This window comes from uncultured Gimesia sp. (assembly GCF_937919775.1).
Taxonomy (GTDB): Bacteria; Planctomycetota; Planctomycetia; order Planctomycetales; family Planctomycetaceae; genus Gimesia.
Genome location: NZ_CALFPF010000019.1, coordinates 1 through 19,347 on the forward strand (window position 1 = coordinate 1; position 19,347 = coordinate 19,347).

A 19,347-nucleotide genomic window follows, 5' to 3' on the forward strand; every position below is an offset into this window, starting at 1 on the left:
ATTACAGGTTGTTGGATCTTTATGGGTCCTGCGAGTTTTGAAAACAAGTCAACGTACCTGATCAAACTAAAATTACAGAGACCTGCCGAAAAACGGCGAGGGCAATCCAATGTTTACACCAATCACGATCACAATCTTTTATGCAGCTTGCGGTGTCGTCATCCTGTGGATGCTGTATCGCATCGTTCGCAAGCGAACTCCGCAAACTCCCGAGCATGAAACGCATGCAGCGGAAACGAAGCCTGAGGTCATTTCATTATTACCTTCTACTTCCTCTGCCAGTTCTACATCTGCCACATGGGAAAAACGACAACTGTTTTCCGATGGCGGATTTAACTTTAGAGGTGAGAATGCCCAGGTTTCATTACCCCAGGTAGAAGCAGGTGACGTACCAGCGATGGGAACCGATGACTATGTCTTTGGTTCAGCGACCCCTGCTCTGGCTGAGATGATGCCGGAATCTGATGCCAGACGCGCGCAAACGAAAACAGAGTTGCAGGCGGCCGGTTACTATCAACCACACGCGCAGCAGAACTTTTCAGCCATTCGCTATCTGTCAATTCTGGGCACACTCATGTTCTTCGGCATCGTGTTGCTGCTTGCCCCGGAGCGATTTGAAATTCCCATCCTGATTGCAATGGTCCTGGTACCTATTCTGGTCTGGGCGGTTCCCTTCCTGGTGATCACCAGCCAGGCCTCTGACCGTCGCAGTGAAATCGAACAGGGTTTTCCCGACATGTTAGACATGTTAAACATGTGCGTGTCTCAAGGGATGACAGTTCCTCACGCCTTAAAACGAGTCGGCAGCGAACTGGGCAAAGTATATCCGGCTCTGGCACAAGAATTGAGAATCGTGATCGAACAAGCTTCGATTGGAACGTTTTCACAGTCACTTTCAAATTTCAGTAAACGTATTGATGTTCCCGAAGTCCATTCGTTTTCAGCCTTGCTGATTCAAACCGATCAAATGGGAACCGACGTCACTTCCGCCTTGCAGGAATATAGTGATAACATTCGCGAAAGTCTGCAGCAGCGTGCTGACGAAAAAGCCAACAAAGCGACGTTCAAACTGCTGTTCCCCACAGTGCTCTGTCTGATGCCGGCGATTTATATTTTCCTGTTGGGACCGGCGATTGTAGAACTCTCTGACTTCTTCCATTCCGGTGGATCCGCCAGTCTGAACAGCACCACAGACCTGTACCAGCAAACGGGTACTCCGTAATAAACAATTTTTTAAAGCGACTACAATAAAAAAACTTCCCGACAGTCATTCACTGTCGGGAAGTTTTTATTTATGACTCCGTTGATCTGGCGGACGTTTTTTAAATCTGAGGCAGCTCCCAGTTTTGCCGGTATTCCCGTCCCAAAAGTGCGTTTGCCTGATCATTGCCTATCACGCGATTTTGCTGCGTGTCAAATTGAATCTCCCGTCCGGCCCGGTAAGCGACATTGCCGAGGTGACACAAAGCACTTGAAATATGGCCGATTTCGATATCCGAGGTCGGTTTGTTCCGAGTTTTGATGCAGTCAATAAAGTTGCGATGGTGTGTTGCAGCCTGATCACTGGTGCCGGAAGTCGCAGCCTCTTTCTGATCGTAGACTTTCCAGCCCCCCCGATCCACGACCAGCGTTCCTTTGTCGCCATAAAAGGCGGCGGCGGCATTACGGCCTTCCATGCCGTGCACACTCCAGAGACGATGCTCCCACACAATGGTTTTGCCCGGATAGTTATATTGTACGACCTGGGTATCCGGCGTTTCCTGATCATCGTCGAAGAAATATTTTCCGCCCGATGCTGAGATCCGCTCAGGCAGGTCAACACCGAGGCCCCAGCGTGCAATGTCCAGCATATGCACTCCCCAGTTTCCCATTTCACCTGTCCCGTAATCCCAGAACCAGTGCCAATTGTAATGAAATCGGTTCGGGTTAAACGGGCGGCTGGCAGCAGGTCCCAGCCAGAGGTCATAATTGACGCCTGCAGGAACCGGCTCATTTTTCTTTTTACCGATTGGTTTCCGGCGATGAATAATCCAGGCTTTGGCCAGTTTGACTTCACCCAGTTTTCCACTTTGCACGAAATCCACGGCTGACTGAAAATGGGCTCCACTGCGTTGATGAATCCCGGACTGAACCACGCGCTGATGTTTTCTGGCGGCTTCAACAATCTTCAGACCTTCCGTCAGATTATGTGAAACCGGTTTTTCAACGTAAACATCTTTGCCGGCCTGACACGCCATAATTGCCATCAATGCGTGCCAGTGGTCGGGTGTGGCAATCACGACCCCGTCAATTTCAGGGTCGTCCAGCACCTTGCGAAAATCCGTAACAAATTGCGGCGCAATGCCCTGCCCTTTTTCGATCGACTTGATCGCAGCAGGCGCAACCGATTCATCGATATCACAGATCGTTTTGATGCGGACATCGGGAAACTCAGCCATACTGGAGGTCAGAAACTTCCCCTGTCCGCGGACGCCAATGCCGGCTAAAACCACTCGCTCATTGGGTGAATTGTTTGCCAGCGTCATAGTGCTGGTCAGGCCAACAACACCGGCGGCCATACCGGCGGCATTCCGCGCACTCCGATCCAGGAACTGACGGCGATTGACATCTCGTTTCAGAAATTCCTCTACGTCCACAAAAAAACCTCTTGCTTTAACTCATTCACAAATGAGAACTTTTGAATTATTTCAGTTCATGGATTTATTCCGTACAACTGACTGTCTATTATTATAACAGGTAAAAGGGCATTTAATATCCCATCATCTTACAGAGAATACGCATTTCTGCCACATTTGTCGGCCCGTTCCGGATTGAAAGACGGGAAAAATGAGTAGTAAACTCCGATTCCTGCCGTTATTTACAGGAATGCTGGTGAGGGGGAATCTGTCGGATAACGATAGATTCCACCACAGTGACAGATATCCATTGAACAAAGACCTATAGAAGTATTTGCAGCATGCCTATCAAATTTCGATGTCAACATTGCGATCAGCTCATGGGAATCTCACACTCTAAAGCAGGTGAGATTGTTGATTGTCCGACCTGCGGTTTATCGGTACGCGTTCCCGGTCTGGATGGACAGATTGCTCCCATTCCTCAGCCCCGATTGAATCTGAAAGATGCCGATTTGACGAATGCACTGGATGAGCTGGCAGGCATTGGTGCGAACGTCACAATCGAAAAAAAACAGAGTTCGGTGCAGGAACTCCATTTGCAACACCCTGCCCCTGTGACACCAGCCCCTCAGATGAAAGCCCCCCTCTCAGAAGAAGCATTTAAAGCCATACCCGTGAAACCGGTCAACCAGATCGTGGCTCCGCCGCAGAGGGAAGAAGCGAATCCGGCTCAGCATCCGGAAGCTCCCCTGGCGCCGGTCAGTCAGTTGGAAGTTGCCCCCGATCAGGCTGAAGTAAACCATGAACAGGAACTGGCCAGTCTTGCCAGCCTCGCACAGAAACGTGCTTCGAATGTGTTGGCCGAAAAAAAGAAGAGACATTTGAAGCGTTCAGTCAAATTCGAGCTGCCGACGGGAGCCTGGGTCATCATTCTGCTCATCTTTGCGACGCTGACCTTCTCAATCGGCTTGCTTGTGGGCAGAAATATGTAGGGCGTCGTACCTGCCTCTGCGCCTGCTTCAGTGAATGACAACCAGCATTAAGCGTATGCTTAGAGCAGTTCGTTCACATTCTCGGGAGGCCGTCCGAGAATTGCCTGCCGCCCTTTGACGACAATCGGCCGTTCCATCAGTTTCGGATGTTCCACCATGACGGCAATCGCTGCTTCGCGCGAAAGCTTCCGTTCCTCAAGTTTCAGTTCCCGATAAATGTCTTCGCCTTTCCGCATTAAATCTTGCGGCTCCATCTTCAGTTTTTTCAGAATGGAATCCAGTTCCTCCGCCGTGGGTGGCGTTTTCAGATATTCGATCACCTGCGGCTCAATGCCGGCCGCTTCAATCAAGGCCAGCGTCTGCCGGCTCTTACCGCAACGCGGATTATGATAAATTTTGATCATGGTGCTTTGTTCTTTTTTCATCAAGCTGCGCAGACAACTGTGCTACGATTTCCGGCAGTTGCGCATGTTGTTCATAGACATCCCAACGGTCGATCGGCTTCTGATACAATTGTTTTTCCAGTCTTTCATTCGAAATCGTGGCGTCTGCTGCATCCGGTGTCGGGAGCTGGTTTCGTAACTGCAGATAATAAAATTCGGCAGTCCGTAATGCAATCGCCCGATCACTGGCAGCATAAATCACCGGCTCCGGAAAAGGGCCTCGATCATATATCACATCGAGTAAATTATTTCCGGAATGCGAAACCTTCTCCAGCGGAACTCCCAGCCAACTCAACAGTGAGACGGGAATATCTGCCGGCTGCGACAGAAACTGCCGTCTGTTTCCCTGCTCTTCATTCTCTGAATCAAAAATCAACAAAGGCACGTGGCTCATTTCTTCGAACAGGCCCCAGTTCTCGACCTGTCTGTCCGGTCCCAGAAGTTCATTCCCGCCCCGGGCGGCAGTTACGATCAACAGTATTGATTGCGTTTTTGCATATTCGAGCAGTTGATCCAGCAGACGCCCCAACCATTGATCGAGCAGCGTCACATAACCGGCGTAGACGACCCGTGCCATCTGTCGTTCATGCTCATCGAGTTCGATCCACTCCTCGGGACTGGTAAACAACTCCGCGACAACCGTGATTAATTCCTGCCAGTCCTCTGCATCGAGGTCCGTTTCCAGATCGTCGTCTGCTTCCGCGTCATCATCGGCGTCTAACGGATCAAGTTCCCCGGCTGCAGCAGTTTCATCTGAGAGTTCGTCCTCGTCTGCTCCCTGGTCGAGCACTTCATCGAGATAGAGCGTTGCGAAAAATTCCGGAGCGAGCGGCTCCAGCGGAACACCTTCGGAACGAATCCAGATTAATTGATCCTGTGTATTTCCCATCCACTCCGGCAGCCGGTCGATCGCGGCCTGCATCAATTGCGCCACGGGAGTTTCTGCTTCGCTGACTTTGAATCCATTTTGTCCCGCTACCGATTCAACATGATCGAACTCTGCGAAAAACGGTTCCTGTGCTCTTGTCGTTGCATTCCGGCCGGTTTCACTGTCTGACTCCAGCAGCAATGTCGATTCGATGCCCTGTTTTTTCAGATGTGAAATGAGAGAACTCCGGTTTTGCTCCTGCGTTCCCAATGCCTGGGGAATGGTTTGACCGGTCCACCAGGGAAACGAGTTTTGCGCCGTGCACAGATCGTTGGCAAAATGCTGATCAAACAGCACGGAAAGCGAAGCCAGTCGATCAAAATTAGGAGTTTCAATCCATTGATGACCGTAACAGCCCAGCATACACGCGGGTAATTGTTCAAAACTGATTACGAACGTTTTTTTCATGGAATCGCTGGTACCGATCATGGTTCAAGAGAATCAACCCATTTTTTACACCGGACCGCATACGCCCGCGCGTCATCTGAAGTTACAATACCTTCCGCCTGATGCACGGTAAAAAAGCCATCGTAGCCGACCGTTTTTAACCCGGACATCACTTGCCGGAAATCAATGCCCCGCCCGCTTTCATCCCAGTAAGGGAGTAATTGAAACGGACGATCTCCCAGACACCAGGTCTCAAGGTGATCCGGGCCATCGGCGGTGATCACCAGATTCTGCACATACACATTCATCAGCCACGGCAGAATCTGCCTGAGCGTTGTTTCCCTATACTCCTGGCCGCACATCAGTAAACTTGCCGGTTCATAAATCAAACCAACATTCGGACGATTGATCTGTTTTAAAACAGTAACTGACTGCGCCACTTCTTCAAACAGACAAGCCGGATGAAACTGATGCACCAGCTGCATGCCCCGCGCGGCAGCGAGATCGGCGGCTTGTTGCGCATGGGGTATATCTGCCTCGGTTTTCAAACAGACTCGGACCATGCGACTGCCCAGAACTTCGGCGACATGCAGACTCGGTTCAATATTCTTGAGTGCATCCGGAGCCTGATTGTTATTTTGTGGGATATTAAAGTCAGCAGTAACCATCGAAACGACGAGCCCGGCCTGATCTACAATCGAGCGCACCTGCTCCAGTTCTGCCTGCGAACTCTGGACGCCTGCCACACTGGCCCGCATACACAAAGCAGAATACCCCAACTCCGCCGCAATGGCGGCAATTTCGGGAAAGGGGATATTCAATTTCGTCTTACAGGCTGCTTCAGCGATCCTCACTGAAAGTGAAAGCTTCATTTTAGCCCTTCAATTTGTCTGCTGTATCAATTCGAGGGAACGACCTGTTCTCTACGCGAAACGACGGGAACAGGTAATTTCCCAGTGGCCCATTCTTGAGCGGTATCACTACCAGGATAAGCCGATTCGACTTCGACATGATAGCTCTGCCACTTGCCCCCTCTACCTCCCTGCATCAAATGATCGGCGTTCTCTGCTTTCAATTTGATTTTCTGACGAATCGCCACATCAGGCAGATACCACTCTGCATAAGTACCCGCATCCGTCTGCACCGTGACATGAAACGTCATCGGACGGAATGGAGAAATATTCTGCAGCCAACCTTCGATCCGTGGAGGAGCAAGCGGAGAATAAGATGTTGCCGTCATTTTCACAATGGCCATCTCCTGCTTATGTTTTTCCAGATGCACGGTTCTGTCGTCCAGAGGAGGCAATTTCACCTTCTGTTTCAGAATCGCCTGCACCAGTTCGACTTTAAACTTCAGTTGCAGAGAATCCGGATTGACTTTCATGATTTCGACAAACTCTTCGTACTGCTGCTTCGGCGATGACTCTTCAAAAGGTTCTTTCATCGAAAGTTTCTGAACGTATTCCAGATACTCTTTCGGATACTGGTTGACCAGCATCCAATGCAGCCCCCAGGCATGCACGTAGGCATCTCCAGACAAAATACTCCCGCGAAATACGCCATCCAGGGCAACCACTTCTCCCCAACTCAGCAATTTTGCAATTCCCGACATCAGGGCATAATGTGAATTAATCCGATCCGGGCTGACATTGATCCGGTCCCCTTTTCCTTCAAAGCCGGTCGCGATACCTTCCATAAACCAGGTGGGAATCGGCGCTAATCGCTTCGCGACCCCGCGATTGGATGTCTGCAGATGAATCGCCTCGTGCAACGGCGTTTCGAACGAACTGCATTCACTCATCCTGAGAATCAAATTATTGGAAATCCCGGAATAATAGGCCAGGACATTTGAAACGCCGGCGCCCAGCGAAGTCGTTTCCTTCGCATAAGATTCAAAATCGTCGTCGGATTCGAAGATGAGCATCGCCATGGGAAATTCATAGTCCGTTAGTTCGATCCCCATCTTTTTACTGTACGTTTCGAAGATCACTTCCACGTTGACCAAAAAACGCCCCGCCTTCTCTAGAAACGTTTTTACGCGCAGTTCTGTTCTGTCCGACCCATCCAGAGGTGCAGCCAGCACAATGCCTACCAGAAAGGGACTCTGCAGGTGAAAGCGAAACTTCTCGGCACCAAATTTCTTTGATAACCCCTCAGACATTTCTGTAACCGTCAAAGGTTTTGGAGCCGCTTTGAGCACGCGTTTTTGGATTTTTCCCTGCGGAACAAGTTTTATCGATCCATCGGGCTTTAATAAGGCATGCAGCATCTCGCCGCGAGATTTTCCGGAGCCATACAGCATGGCTTCAATCGTCACGGTCTGACCGGACTCATCTACGTAAGTAAACAGATCCGCCTGGAGCTGCCGACTTCCGAGCTGGAACGCAGACATGAAAATGAGAACGCACACAATAAATCTATATCTGAAAACACGGTTCTGCATGTTTTTTCCTTCTGTCACGAAGTCTGTTCTACTGTTTTTCGATGAGTCTGTCTCTCGACTCGGATTTAATTCGATTCAACAGGAACAAGCTGCAGCGCGTCAACAATCACGTGCCCGTCAGTCCCCTGGTTGGAAATCATCAGAATTTCCTGTTTTCCCTTTTCGAATGGAAATCGTCCCAGCAGATGAAATTGGTCCTGGTTGGGTTTAAGCCGCTGATTCACTTTAATGATTTTGGAACCGAGGGAACTCATCACAGTATACGGCGTATTCGTAGCCCGATTGGAATTGGGTGCATAATAAACACGAACGTCATACAAGCCGCTCACTGGAATCTCTGCGGTAAAAGTCATCTGCATTTCTCCTTTGCCGGCATCTCCGTCATGCTGATATCCATATGCCACATAGGGAGTACCTGATGAACTTTTTTTCCAGCCCGGAGTCGCTTTGGCATCTCGATCATCCACGACAATCCCTGATAATGCAGCCGCTTGAATCGGTGGCACGCGACGCGGTCCCTCCCAGGCAAGCACCTGTTGATCCTGCAAAAGCCGTTTTCGTAATTGGGAATAATCAATATCCTGCACGGCTTGTTTCGCATCAATCGACTGGCAGGCGGCGGTCGCCGCGGATTGTCCCAGTACCATAAACACCGGTTCCATCCGAATCGAACCATACGCAATATGCGAGGCAGCCATCGCTACAGGAACCAGCAGGTTCTGGCATTCTTCTTTTTTAGGACGGATCGAGCGATAGGAAATCGGATACGGGTTCGGCACGCCGACTTGAACGTCCCCTTCGTTCCATGCTTTTCCGTTGATGGCGTAGCGTTGCTGATGATGCGAGTCCATCGTATACGCTCCCATCCCCACACTGTCCTCCGCCACGATTTCCGACATACAGTTCTTTTCAGACATCACGTATTCAGAAACCAGACGTCTTGCTTCGCGAATATAAAGCTGGAAAGGCCAGCCGTTCGTATCCTGAAATTCATCTTTGGCCGGTTTCCAGGTTTGAAACTGTTTCCGCACGACAGCGGGAACACGCGGATGATTTGCCAGCGTCCACATCAGCCCCTGCTGGTAAGTGAGATGATCCTGAATAATCTGATCGCGTTTCTGATAATCGGCATTCGGATATTCATAATTCATGCCGATGTTATCGGTGGAAATCGCGAAGTTATTATTGGTATCGGTTTTTCGGTTCGGCATCAGAGTCGGACTCCAGGGAACACGCAAATCGCCGGCCTCGAAATTCCGCAACAACAATTCATAACGACGAGGATCATAATTTTCGGGTTTCACCCATTCCAGTTGATTTTCCGGAACATCGGTGGTGCACATGCGAAAACAGTAGGCCTGCACGCGATGATCGCCGTCTCCGTCTGCGCCGCCGGGGCCTTCCTGCTGTACTCCCGGCAATAAACCACTCTGCGGATCTCCGGGAACCACATACGGGTCAACCGGTTTCACAAACTGATGATAGACGGCGTTGCGGGTCTGAATTCCATTTAATGTCTCACCATAAGTCGCATTCGACTCGCGGCCCACGTGATAGGAGACCCCGGCGACGGCCAGCAGATCTCCTTCATAAGTCGCGTCGATGAACACGGTCCCTCGAATGACCAGACCGCTTTCCAGCTTGATGGAAACAATGCGGCCCTCTTTTTTTAGCACACCCTGTTTCAGATCCAGACGCTGGCGTTTTAAGACAGGAATAGACTGCTCGGCGAGCATTTTTTCGAACGTCGCTTCCGCCACATGTGGTTCGAAGGTCCACATTTCGGCTTCGGCACCTTTACTGCGGCGGCTTTTGTATTCACCTGGTTTCTGATAAGTCCAGGCTTCGTCCCGGCTGTAATAGTCTCCCAGCAGACGATAAAATTCGCGGGCAATGCCCCCGATGGCTGCTTTATTTCCGATATCCGTCGCGCCCAGACCTCCGGAAGAAAGTCCTCCCAGATGCTTTCCCGGTTCGATCAACAGCACTGATTTCCCCATTCGTTTTGCCTGAAGCGCTGCAGCAATGCCTCCCGAGGCTCCGCCATAAACCACAATATCATAGTGAGATTCAATTTGATCAGGCTTGATGTCATCCGCCTTCGTCGTACTGGAACAGACGAATAACAGAATCATTACTAACACAGACCCGCGTATTTTCGTATTACCTGATAGCATTCCATCAACCTCATCACGCATTCAGAGTTTTTTTTAATCGGAAGTTAAAAGTACCGGACATGTTTACACGAGCCCGATTAGTCCATCATAATCATTCAGAAAGAATTTCCAAACCGGTTCACTGCAAATCTGGATTTTAAGTCGGACTTAAATTGTTAATTATGTAAGCAATACCATTTACGACGATTTGAACATATAATTATCTCTGTTCCTTTTTTTCAACAGTCCCCATGCCCGATCCTCATCCATCTCGCATATACAGCAGGCATTCATGACATTTGATTTCCTCAATCCGATGATGCTACTCGGCCTGCTGGGGATTTCATTGCCCATTTTAGTGCATTTACTGAGTCGTAAACGTTATGACATCGTCCAATGGGGGGCGATGCAGTTTCTGGAACTCGGACGACGCACGCGACGCAGAATCCGGCTGGAAGGCTGGCTGCTGCTTGCCATTCGCATGTTGCTCATCGCGCTCATCACGTTCGCACTGGCCCGCCCCTGGATTTCCGGAGGTTTTTTATCAAAATATATTTCGACACAGTCCCGCGATGTCGTGTTTGTCATTGACGGCTCCTACAGCATGGGCTGGGAAGGCGAAGCAGCCACGCCTCATTCTGCTGCCATCCAATGGGTGCACCACTTTCTGGAAGAACTGAACCCCGGCGATACCATTTCCATCATCGATGCCCGCAATGAACCGCGGCTCATCACCGAGTCGCCCACACATCAGTTTGAAACCGTGCGTGAAAAATTAAATCAGCTTCCCCCCCCTTCCGGATCATCCAATCTGGCAAACTCGATTTCCAAAGCCATTCAGACTCTGGGCAAGACCTCGAATCTGGCAAGAGAGATTATTGTTCTGACCGACGATCAGGCCTTTTGCTGGACGCCGCAGGATACGATCCTCTGGGAACAGGTCAATGATCTGCTCCAGCAGTCGGCGGTTCCCATTAATCTGTGGGCGACGAATGTGGCAGGCGAAAAAAATCAGGGTCTGCAGTCAAATCTGCGGGTCGACAAGTTATCGGTGTCACGTGAAGTCTGCGTAGAAAATCTCCCCGTGCGAATTTCTACGACGATTCGCTATGATGGCCTCGAACCAACCCGGATCTGCCCTGTTTATTTCGAAGTCGACGGGCAGCGCATCAAAGAAAATACCCAATCGGTCAAAATTGAAAATCATGGCGAGGCGGCAGTCGAGTTCCAGCATCGATTTGACGAAGAAGGGACACACGTTGTCAGTGTCGTGATCGATGCGGATCAACTTCCGGGAGATGATCGATCTGACGCGGCTTTGCATGTCACCAGTGCCTTGCCTGTGCTGCTCGTTGATGGCACCCCCAACTTTGATGCGACACGCAGTGAAGTCTTTTTCGCAAACCTGGCATTGATGGCCCCCACAAATCGGACCCCCTGGATTCAGACCACCGTCATCGAGAAAGAGCAGTTGACGCCGGAAATTTTAAAAAATCAGGCAGTGGTGATTCTGGCCAATGTGGATACACTCACCGAAGTGCAGGCAGGCGCTTTGATTGATTTTGTCAATCACGAAGGGGGCGGCGTTCTGATCGCGCTGGGAGATCAGATCAATGCCGAACAATACCAGAAACTGCTGTTCCACCCGGAAGGTTTAATTCCTCTGGAAATCAAGGCACTTGAATCGAACCGAGGTGCTGAATTTGGAAATCTGATTCAAATCAAATCGGACAGCCTGCAAACTCCCTGGTTAACCCGGTTTAATGGCGCTTATGCCAACGGTCTGACATCCGCCCGCTTTAATCAGTGGTGGGACGTTTCCCCGACAAACGTGACCCAACCACCACCAAAAGACGATCAGACTGAAAAACCGGAGGCGCCGCCTCAGTCGGCTCCCATCGAAATTGCCCGGTTGACCAACGAAAAACCGCTGATGCTTTTTATGAATCATCAGCGCGGTCGTGTCCTGCTGATGACCTCTTCGCTCGATGCAGACTGGAATAACCTGCCTGCCAAGCCCGATTATGTCCCTTTCCTGCATGAAGCCGTTTTCGAACTATCCTCTGGTCGCGTGTTTCGCAATCTCAATACCGACGAACCCATCGTCGTCCCCGTGCCTGCCGCAACGACGATTGACCAGTTCGAATTTCTGGATCCTAATAAAAAACCCGCGACAGGCACGATTGATCAATCTCCGCATGGCGCCACCTTTCATTGTGAAAACACCTCGCTCCCCGGCGTGTATGCCCTGAATCCCAAGCCCGGAAAAGAAACGCAACTTAAAGCAGATCGATTTGTCGTCAACTTTGATCGCAGTGAATCGGATCTGACCCCACTTTCGGAAGCACAACAGAAAACACTGTCAGAGGAGTATCATCTGACATTTTTCAAAACGCTGGATGAACTGAAACAGGCCATGTTTTCGGATGTCTCAGAAACCGAATTCTGGCGCATTCTCTTATTGATTTTCCTGCTGTTAATGGTTGGCGAGATGTTTCTGACAAGGCGCCTGGTACAAGGTGGCCACGCCGCTCTCCCCGATGAATTAAAGTAATTCCCTATAATTTCGTATTAAGATATCTGCTGCAATGAGTGAAAGGCACCTCCAGTTAAATGGTTTCGAATTAAGCGGGTGGACGATCGTTGGCGTCTGCGCCGTTGTGCTGGCGCTGGTGACCATCTTTCTGCTCTTTCGCTATGAACGGCGCCTGGTTTCTCCTGCCATTGGAAATACGCTGATCACCCTGCGCGTTGTCGCACTGCTGTTTATTTTACTTACGTTTCTGGAACCGGTTCTGACCTGGTCCTTCAATACCGAAAAAACAGGGCGACTGGTGGTCGCAATCGACGTGTCCGACAGTATGAACACGCAGGATCGTCACGCCAGCGATCTGGAAAAACTGCGGCTGGCGCGCGCCCTGAAAATCATCGGTAATGAAAACATCGACAGTCGCCTTGATCGCTGGGAAACAGCGTATGACGCAAAGGAAGAACCACAATGGGTCGACGAAAACGAAACCGCCAATCCGGAAAAAAGAGCCCAACTGGCCGACAGCCGCAAACAGAATCTTCAAGCGGTCTTTGAAGAAATCGATAAGTTATCCCGCAAGGAAATCGCACAAAAACTGCTGTTGAATCCTGCGAATCCGATACTGGAGAAATTAAAGGAACGAGGGCACGTCGATCTCGTTCTGTTTGCAGGCGATGCGGTTCCGACCGATCAGCAAATCTTAGAGAAAGCGCTAACTGAAGTTCCTGATCAGGTCCATATGGAATTATCGAATCTTTCACAGGCTCTCAAATCTTCGTCCGGCAGTTCGGAAACCGGTTCCGCTCCGATTTCCAGTTATATCCTGCTGACGGACGGTCGCGATAACAGCCAGCTCGATCCTGTCAAAACCGCGGAGCAACTGGGCCAGATGCAGATCCCGATTTACCCTGTGATTGTCGGATCAACTTACCAGCCCAAAGACATTTCTGTCGCGGCCCTGGATTATCCGCAGACTGCGTTTAAGGATGATCGACCGTTGCTCAAAGCCCGCATCGGCACAAACGGGTACGAAGGGCAGGAAATCACGGTGATTCTGAAACAAAATGATCGTGAAGTGGCTGTGAAAAAGTTTACCTCTCGAGGTGCCAGTCAACAACTTGAGTTTGAATTGGAGTCGGAGAAACCGGGGCGGCACGAATTCACGCTGCAAACAGAGATTCTGCCGGGGGAAACCCGCGAGGATAATAACGCAAAAGACTTTGCGATTAACTTTGTCGATGATAAATCACACGTATTGCTCGTCGAAGAGACGGCACGCTGGGAATTCCGTTATTTACATAATGCTTTGGAGCGTGACAAACGGATTGACCTGCAACAGGTCCTGTTTGAACAACCCTACATGGGGCTCTTGCCTGAGCCTTTTTTCCCGAATCAATTGTTGATTAAAACTCCGCCACAATTCGCTGAACCGGACCAGGAAGACACATCACATCCGTACGGAGATAAAGACCTGATTATTCTCGGCGATGTTTCTCCCGAGCACCTGAAAGAGGAAAACTGGAAACAGATTAAAACGTTCGTCGCAGATCAGGGAGGCACCCTGGTGCTGCTGGCGGGAAAAAAATATCTCCCCCTGGCGCATCAATCGGCAATTCTGAATGAACTGCTGCCTTTGAAAAATCTGAAAGTCGTCGACTGGAATCAGGGGACATTCAAAGTGCCTCCCGCCGAACGGGGCATGCGTCTCAGGCTGACGCCGGAAGGGGAAACCGAACCGCTGTTTCAGTTTGACGTGAACCCGGAAATCAATCGTGAGATCTGGGAACAACTTCCCGGTCATCTCTGGTTCCTGCAGGGAGACTTAAAACCCGGCGCCAACGTTTTGGCTTATGGTATTTCTCCGTTTAATGCGCCCCTGGATGAAGACAAAGATGGTGTGATCATTCAACGCCAGTATGGTTCCGGGCAGGTCATCTGGATTGGTATCGACAGTACCTGGCGCTGGCGGTTTCGCGTCGGTGATCGCTACCACCATCGTTTCTGGGGACAACTGGCACGTTCGGCGGCACGCAACAAGGCGGCTGCGGGAAATGAATTTGTCAAATTCAGTCTGACGAAAACCGACATCGACGCTGGAGAAATCTCAACGGCTACCGCGCGCTGGACACAGGAATATCTGGCTAAATTCCCCGATGTGAAATCCAGCGTCGCCATTTACAAAGTCACCGATCCGGAAAAAATCATCGCTTCATTTGATTTGAGCAAGCAGAAAAGCCAGCCCTCCATTCACGAAGCCAATATTCCCCCGCTGCCGGCCGGGGAATATCAACTGAAGCTGATCACGTCACCGGAAGTCGCGACGGGAAAAGCCATTACAACACCCCTGTTTGTCCATGAAATCAAAACCATCGAACTGGGAAACCTCTCTTCCAACCCCCAACTGCTCTCGAAAATCGCGGAATCCAGCGGCGGTCAACTGCTGACGCCTCAGACGATCAATCAACTGCTGGAATTGATTCCCTCCTTAAACCAGAAAACGACCAATCAGGACGAATTCACTCTGTGGGACCACTGGTTTATCCTGGTTCTGATCATGGGTATCCTCACGGTCGAGTGGGCCATTCGTAAACTGAATGGTTTGCCTTGAAAGATTTTGGGCTTCAAACCGTTTTTTCATCACTATTTAACGCCAGATCTTGTTACAATATCAGGGTAACCGGTCTGCGAAGAAACTCCGGCCCTTTTGAAGCATGAGATCCCGGCCAGCGTAGCGCGTTCGCAGTGAAATTATTGAACAACCACTTCCTGCTGAGATAAACTATGGATGGGCAGTTAGATCAATTTGTCAACGAATTGAAACGGCAGTTAAACCAGCTTGATCGCAGAATCCGTTCGCTGGCCCTGCTCCGCGGTCTCGGCTTGATTGTACTGGTCCTGGTCTGTCTGGTGGCTGTGCAGATCAGTCTGGATCTGTTGTTCTCACTGGGTACTAAATCGCGAATTATCATGAGTTCGCTGTCCGTCACTGTTTTAGTCGGCTGTATCTGGTTCGCCATGCTGCGGAGTGTTTTCCACAAAAGAACTCCGGTGGAACTGGCTGCGATCGTGGAGGAATCTCAAGCAACCCTCAATGAACGATTGACTTCAGTTCTGGAACTGGCATCGGCGCACAATGAATCCAGCTCAGTTTTGATGCGGGAACATCTGGCCAAAGAAACGATTGCCTCTCTCTCGACCTTCAATATTTCTGATTCCGTCCCCTCTGATCGAACCATGCGATTCATCATGAGTGCCGGAATCGCAATTCTGATATTTTTAACTCCCCTGCTGTTCTGGCCGGACGCGTATCGGCTTTTACTCTCGCGGAGTGTTGTTCCCTGGGGCAACTTCGCCACTGTCAGTTCGCTGTACTTTGAAGTGCAGCCGGGCGATGAAACGGTCGCGCGGGGGAAAGATCTGCAAATTGTCGCAACGCCGCACTGGCATACCAAAAAGCCCGGCACGATTAATGAAGTCTGGATTGAATGGCAAGATGCGAAAGGCGAACAATTTTCCCGACGCATGGATCTGGATCAGGCAGCCGGACAATATCAGACGCAGTTTTCTCATCTGCTCAGCGGATTTCAATACAGCATCTCTACCGAACGCAGCCGCAGCCAGCAGTATACGATTCAAATTGCCGAACCTCCTTCCATTACGGATACCCGTCTGGTGGTCACCCCGCCCGGATACACTCAGGCAAAGCAGCAGGAATTCACGGTTCTTCCCAGTGAGATCAGCGTGCTCGAACAGAGCCAGCTCGTAATCAGCCTGACCTTTGATCGCCCCGTCGCAGAAGCCACGCTTCAGTATCAGCTGTACGGAGCCGGCGCCGATGCCCAAGAACGGCCCCCGGTCGAACAAAAGGAATTCGTTTTAAGCAAAGACCTGTTGACGGCGCAAATGGATCTGCCGGTTTATAACAAAAGCTTTCTGTTTCACATCGAGTTAAAAAGTCAGCAGGGTAATCTGCAGACCAAAACATCCGAGCATCTCGTCAAAGTGCTGCCGGACCGTGCTCCGGAGATGGAACTCGCCATTTACAATCAGCCTGAATTCTTCAAGCCAAGCGAAACGCTGACGGTCCCCGTTAAAGTGACGGATGATTTTTCTGTCAAAGAACTGGAACTGCATGTTCAGAAGCTGGATGAAAAACCGACCATCATCAAAGTTCCTGCCGAATTTCTAGGCACACCGGTTGTCAATTATGAATTCAAAATTGATCTCCCGGAACTGAAGGCCGAACAGGCTGAGATCTTCACTTATCGGGTTCGTGCTGCAGACAACCGTGAAGTTCCCTCGCCGAATGTGGTCTGGTCAACGCCCCGCGTTTTTGGAATTGATAAAAACGCCGAACAGCAGCTTTCCGCAGGCGTTATTTCCCGCCAGCAAAAACTGCGTGATGAACTTCGGAAAATTCAACAGGAGTATAAAACACACCATAGCGAGGTGGATCAATCAATCGCCGCGTTGAAACAGACGCCTGAAACAGATCCGTTAAAAGCCATCGATCAACAGGAATTGCAGGAACAGGCCCTGGCTGAACGCCAACTCGCACAGCGGCTCGAAACACTGGCGAATGAATTTCTGCAACTCCCCCTGTACCAGAAACTCGCAGAGCAGACGCAAAATATCGCGCGGACCGATTTCGTAAAAAATCATGATACCTTGAAAACATCTGCGGATTCAGAAACGACAAAACAGGCAAACAAAACACTGGAACCGGTCTCTCCGGCGATGACCGCTACGGAAAAGAAACTCAGCGACCTGACCCGACAGTACGAAAAACTGGTGGATCTGGAAAATGATTTACTGAATCTGAATCGGCTCGCGGAAGAAACCGATCATCTCGCCGATGATCTGCTCGCCTTTAATAACAAAGTCGAGGACTCCGCACAGCAGCCACAACAAATGGCGCAGCCCAATGCAAATGACAAGCAACAGCCGGCTGCAGAGAAAACCGAACAGGCTCCGCCCGCAGCAGAAAAGCAGAACCAGCAGCCTCAAAACCGGTCACCGGAAATGCAACGGGAACTGGCGCAACTTCAGGCGGAACTGAAGCATCGACAGTCGCGTCTTTCCGAGGATCTGGACAATTTACTGAAACGCCGACCGGAACTGGTTGATGCCGCTCGGAATTTTCAATTGAAGCAACTCGATTCGCTGGTGAATCAAACCGCGCAGTTGATTGAACCCCAACAGCAATTAGCAGAAGCAATCCAGCAACAGGCGCCGGTCTCAGCCGGCAGACCTGCTACTCAGGAATCTCAACCTCAGAACGTTCCCGAAAATGAAAGTCAGCCAGCTGCTGAAAAGTCGCCGCCCCCCAGCACTTCATCGGGACAAACATCAAAAGTATTTCCCGCCCAAGCGCCACCGACGGCAGCAACGGCAGCCGCCAATTCCGAGCCGACGAAAAACGTACAACCTGCTGAAACGAATATGAGTTCTGAGAAGTCACGCGCCGCAGAGAATCAGGCAAAACCTGAATCCGTTTTTGATTTACAACAACAGCAGCAGGCGCTGGCCGAAGCCGCGGCCCAGTTTGCGTTGGAAACCGCACAACAGTTTGGTCCCGAATCGGAGCCGACCCGTAAAGCCACACAACTGGCGGAAGAAGCAATCAAAGCACAACAGGCTGCCAATGCGGGACAGTTACACGAAGCCAGTCAGGCCGCCAATCGGGCTTCGCAGGTGGCTGAAGAAATCAAGCAGGCTCATCAGGCACAAAATAAGGAATCAACAGAGCGGGACGCTTTCCTGGAACAGGCCGAACAGATGGCCAACCTGCAGCAGGAACTCGCAGGAAAAATGGAGAACGCATCCACGTCAGAAGCGAAACGACAGGAAGCAGTGAAGAATACGCAGCAGGCTCTGGCACAGCAGACAGAAGCGTTATCCAGGCAGTTGGCAGAGACCTCCAACAAGCTGGAAACTGATCCGCTTGGACTGAAAAAAGAAGGACGCCAGGCAGAACAGGCCCAGGAAAAAACGGCGAATGCGAGCCAGGCCATGCAGAAAGCAGTCGAAGGTCTTTCTGAAGAAAACCTCACACGGGCAGCAGAACAGGCGCGCGAGGCAGCCAAAGCGTTGCAGGCGGCTGCACAACAAACCCAGCAAGCCAGTGCTCGCAAACAGAAAGAGTCTCCTGTTCCCGAAAAGGTAGGCAATCAGGTGACCGATGCAGCTGCGCAACTTCGCAACGCCCAGAAGCAACTGGAACAGAGTCCCGAATTCAAAGCCGACGATCAGGCAATGGCCCAAAATGATCCGACGACGCCCCGCGATTCGAATGCAGAACCCAAACAGGCCAAGCCGACTGACCAGAAACCTTCTGACTCCAGCGAACAAAAAGGCCAGGGAAAATCAGAACCTGGTGACGATGCGCAATCCGCAGAACAACAGGTGGCTGAAAATTCGAAAAATCAAAGTCAGCAGTCTGAATCCGGTAAATCTTCTAAGCCCTCTTCCTCGAAAGAAGCAGCCGAATCGCTCAAGCGGGCCGCAGAATCCCTTTCGCAAGCCGCTACGGAACTGAAATCAAAGTCGCAACAAGGTTCAGATCCCGGCCAAGGACAGCAATCGCAAACGGCTTCTAAAAATATGGCTCCCGGAAAGGGGCAAGGCGAAAGCGAGGGGGGCGGCGCCAGAACCAGCGTGGACTTCACGCAACTCAAAACAAAGTTGAAGGCCATGTCCAATCGCAACTGGGGAGAACTCCCCGGTAATCTCGATACCGAAATTCTGCAAGGATCCTCCAGCAGAACCGACCCGGAGTATGCCCGCTTGATCAAGCATTATTTTGAAGCCATTGCCAAATCGAAATCTGACAGTAAATAAAAATCCGATTCCG

At 50.6% G+C, this 19,347-nt stretch carries 11 protein-coding genes; 5 read left to right on the top strand and 6 right to left on the bottom strand.

The window, feature by feature from the left end:
• The first annotated feature begins 109 nt into the window (after positions 1-109).
• Positions 110-1,222: a type II secretion system F family protein gene (locus tag Q0294_RS00480; RefSeq protein ID WP_299459515.1), complete on the top strand. Its 1,113-nt coding sequence runs from the start codon at positions 110-112 to the stop codon at positions 1,220-1,222.
• 100 nt (positions 1,223-1,322) lie between these two features.
• Here the strand turns inward: Q0294_RS00480 and Q0294_RS00485 are convergent, their stop codons facing one another.
• A complete protein-coding gene (locus tag Q0294_RS00485; protein ID WP_299459518.1) occupies positions 1,323-2,636 on the bottom strand; it encodes a Gfo/Idh/MocA family oxidoreductase in 1,314 nt (437 codons plus the stop codon).
• Between the two features lie 320 nt (positions 2,637-2,956).
• Between Q0294_RS00485 and Q0294_RS00490 the strand changes: the two genes are divergently transcribed.
• Positions 2,957-3,607, top strand: coding sequence for a hypothetical protein (locus Q0294_RS00490; protein WP_299459519.1), 651 nt, complete (start codon positions 2,957-2,959; stop codon positions 3,605-3,607).
• 59 nt (positions 3,608-3,666) lie between these two features.
• Here the strand turns inward: Q0294_RS00490 and arsC are convergent, their stop codons facing one another.
• From arsC to Q0294_RS00515, 5 genes are all read right to left on the bottom strand, one after another.
• The gene (gene arsC, locus Q0294_RS00495; protein WP_299459521.1) at positions 3,667-4,011 is read right to left on the bottom strand and encodes an arsenate reductase (glutaredoxin); all 345 of its coding nucleotides are present in this window, start codon (positions 4,009-4,011) and stop codon (positions 3,667-3,669) included.
• Positions 3,992-5,407, bottom strand: coding sequence for a sulfatase-like hydrolase/transferase (locus Q0294_RS00500; RefSeq protein ID WP_299459523.1), 1,416 nt, complete (start codon positions 5,405-5,407; stop codon positions 3,992-3,994). The genes arsC and Q0294_RS00500 overlap by 20 nt, the downstream gene beginning before the upstream one ends.
• Positions 5,404-6,237 carry a sugar phosphate isomerase/epimerase gene (locus Q0294_RS00505; RefSeq protein ID WP_299459525.1) on the bottom strand — a complete coding sequence of 278 codons (834 nt, stop codon included), beginning with the start codon at positions 6,235-6,237 and terminating at the stop codon, positions 5,404-5,406. Before Q0294_RS00505 ends, Q0294_RS00500 begins: the two co-directional genes overlap by 4 nt.
• Before the next feature lie 26 nt (positions 6,238-6,263).
• Positions 6,264-7,775: a DUF1570 domain-containing protein gene (locus tag Q0294_RS00510; RefSeq protein ID WP_299459528.1), complete on the bottom strand. Its 1,512-nt coding sequence runs from the start codon at positions 7,773-7,775 to the stop codon at positions 6,264-6,266.
• Positions 7,776-7,873: 98 nt separating this feature from the next.
• Positions 7,874-9,943, bottom strand: a complete 2,070-nt coding sequence (locus Q0294_RS00515; protein ID WP_299459531.1) for an FAD-dependent oxidoreductase — start codon at positions 9,941-9,943, stop codon at positions 7,874-7,876.
• A gap of 313 nt (positions 9,944-10,256) precedes the next feature.
• Between Q0294_RS00515 and Q0294_RS00520 the strand changes: the two genes are divergently transcribed.
• From Q0294_RS00520 to Q0294_RS00530, 3 genes are all read left to right on the top strand, one after another.
• Complete coding sequence (locus tag Q0294_RS00520; RefSeq protein WP_299459534.1) at positions 10,257-12,518, top strand: BatA domain-containing protein; 2,262 nt, start codon at positions 10,257-10,259, stop codon at positions 12,516-12,518.
• 34 nt (positions 12,519-12,552) lie between these two features.
• Positions 12,553-15,102 (top strand): vWA domain-containing protein, encoded by a 2,550-nt coding sequence (locus Q0294_RS00525; protein WP_299459537.1) that lies wholly within the window; start codon positions 12,553-12,555, stop codon positions 15,100-15,102.
• 173 nt (positions 15,103-15,275) lie between these two features.
• The gene (locus Q0294_RS00530; protein WP_299459540.1) at positions 15,276-19,334 is read left to right on the top strand and encodes a DUF4175 family protein; all 4,059 of its coding nucleotides are present in this window, start codon (positions 15,276-15,278) and stop codon (positions 19,332-19,334) included.
• Positions 19,335-19,347 lie beyond the last annotated feature (13 nt).

Bases quoted from the DNA above. Each gene is read 5' to 3' on its own strand.
- Q0294_RS00500 (WP_299459523.1), bottom strand. From the start codon at position 5,407: ATGATCGGTACCAGCGATTCCATGAAAAAAACGTTCGTAATCAGTTTT.
- Q0294_RS00480 (WP_299459515.1), top strand. From the start codon at position 110: ATGTTTACACCAATCACGATCACAATCTTTTATGCAGCTTGCGGTGTC.
- Q0294_RS00520 (WP_299459534.1), top strand. From the start codon at position 10,257: ATGACATTTGATTTCCTCAATCCGATGATGCTACTCGGCCTGCTGGGG.
- Q0294_RS00490 (WP_299459519.1), top strand. From the start codon at position 2,957: ATGCCTATCAAATTTCGATGTCAACATTGCGATCAGCTCATGGGAATC.
- Q0294_RS00515 (WP_299459531.1), bottom strand. From the start codon at position 9,943: ATGATTCTGTTATTCGTCTGTTCCAGTACGACGAAGGCGGATGACATC.
- Q0294_RS00525 (WP_299459537.1), top strand. From the start codon at position 12,553: ATGAGTGAAAGGCACCTCCAGTTAAATGGTTTCGAATTAAGCGGGTGG.
- Q0294_RS00530 (WP_299459540.1), top strand. From the start codon at position 15,276: ATGGATGGGCAGTTAGATCAATTTGTCAACGAATTGAAACGGCAGTTA.
- arsC (WP_299459521.1), bottom strand. From the start codon at position 4,011: ATGATCAAAATTTATCATAATCCGCGTTGCGGTAAGAGCCGGCAGACG.
- Q0294_RS00505 (WP_299459525.1), bottom strand. From the start codon at position 6,237: ATGAAGCTTTCACTTTCAGTGAGGATCGCTGAAGCAGCCTGTAAGACG.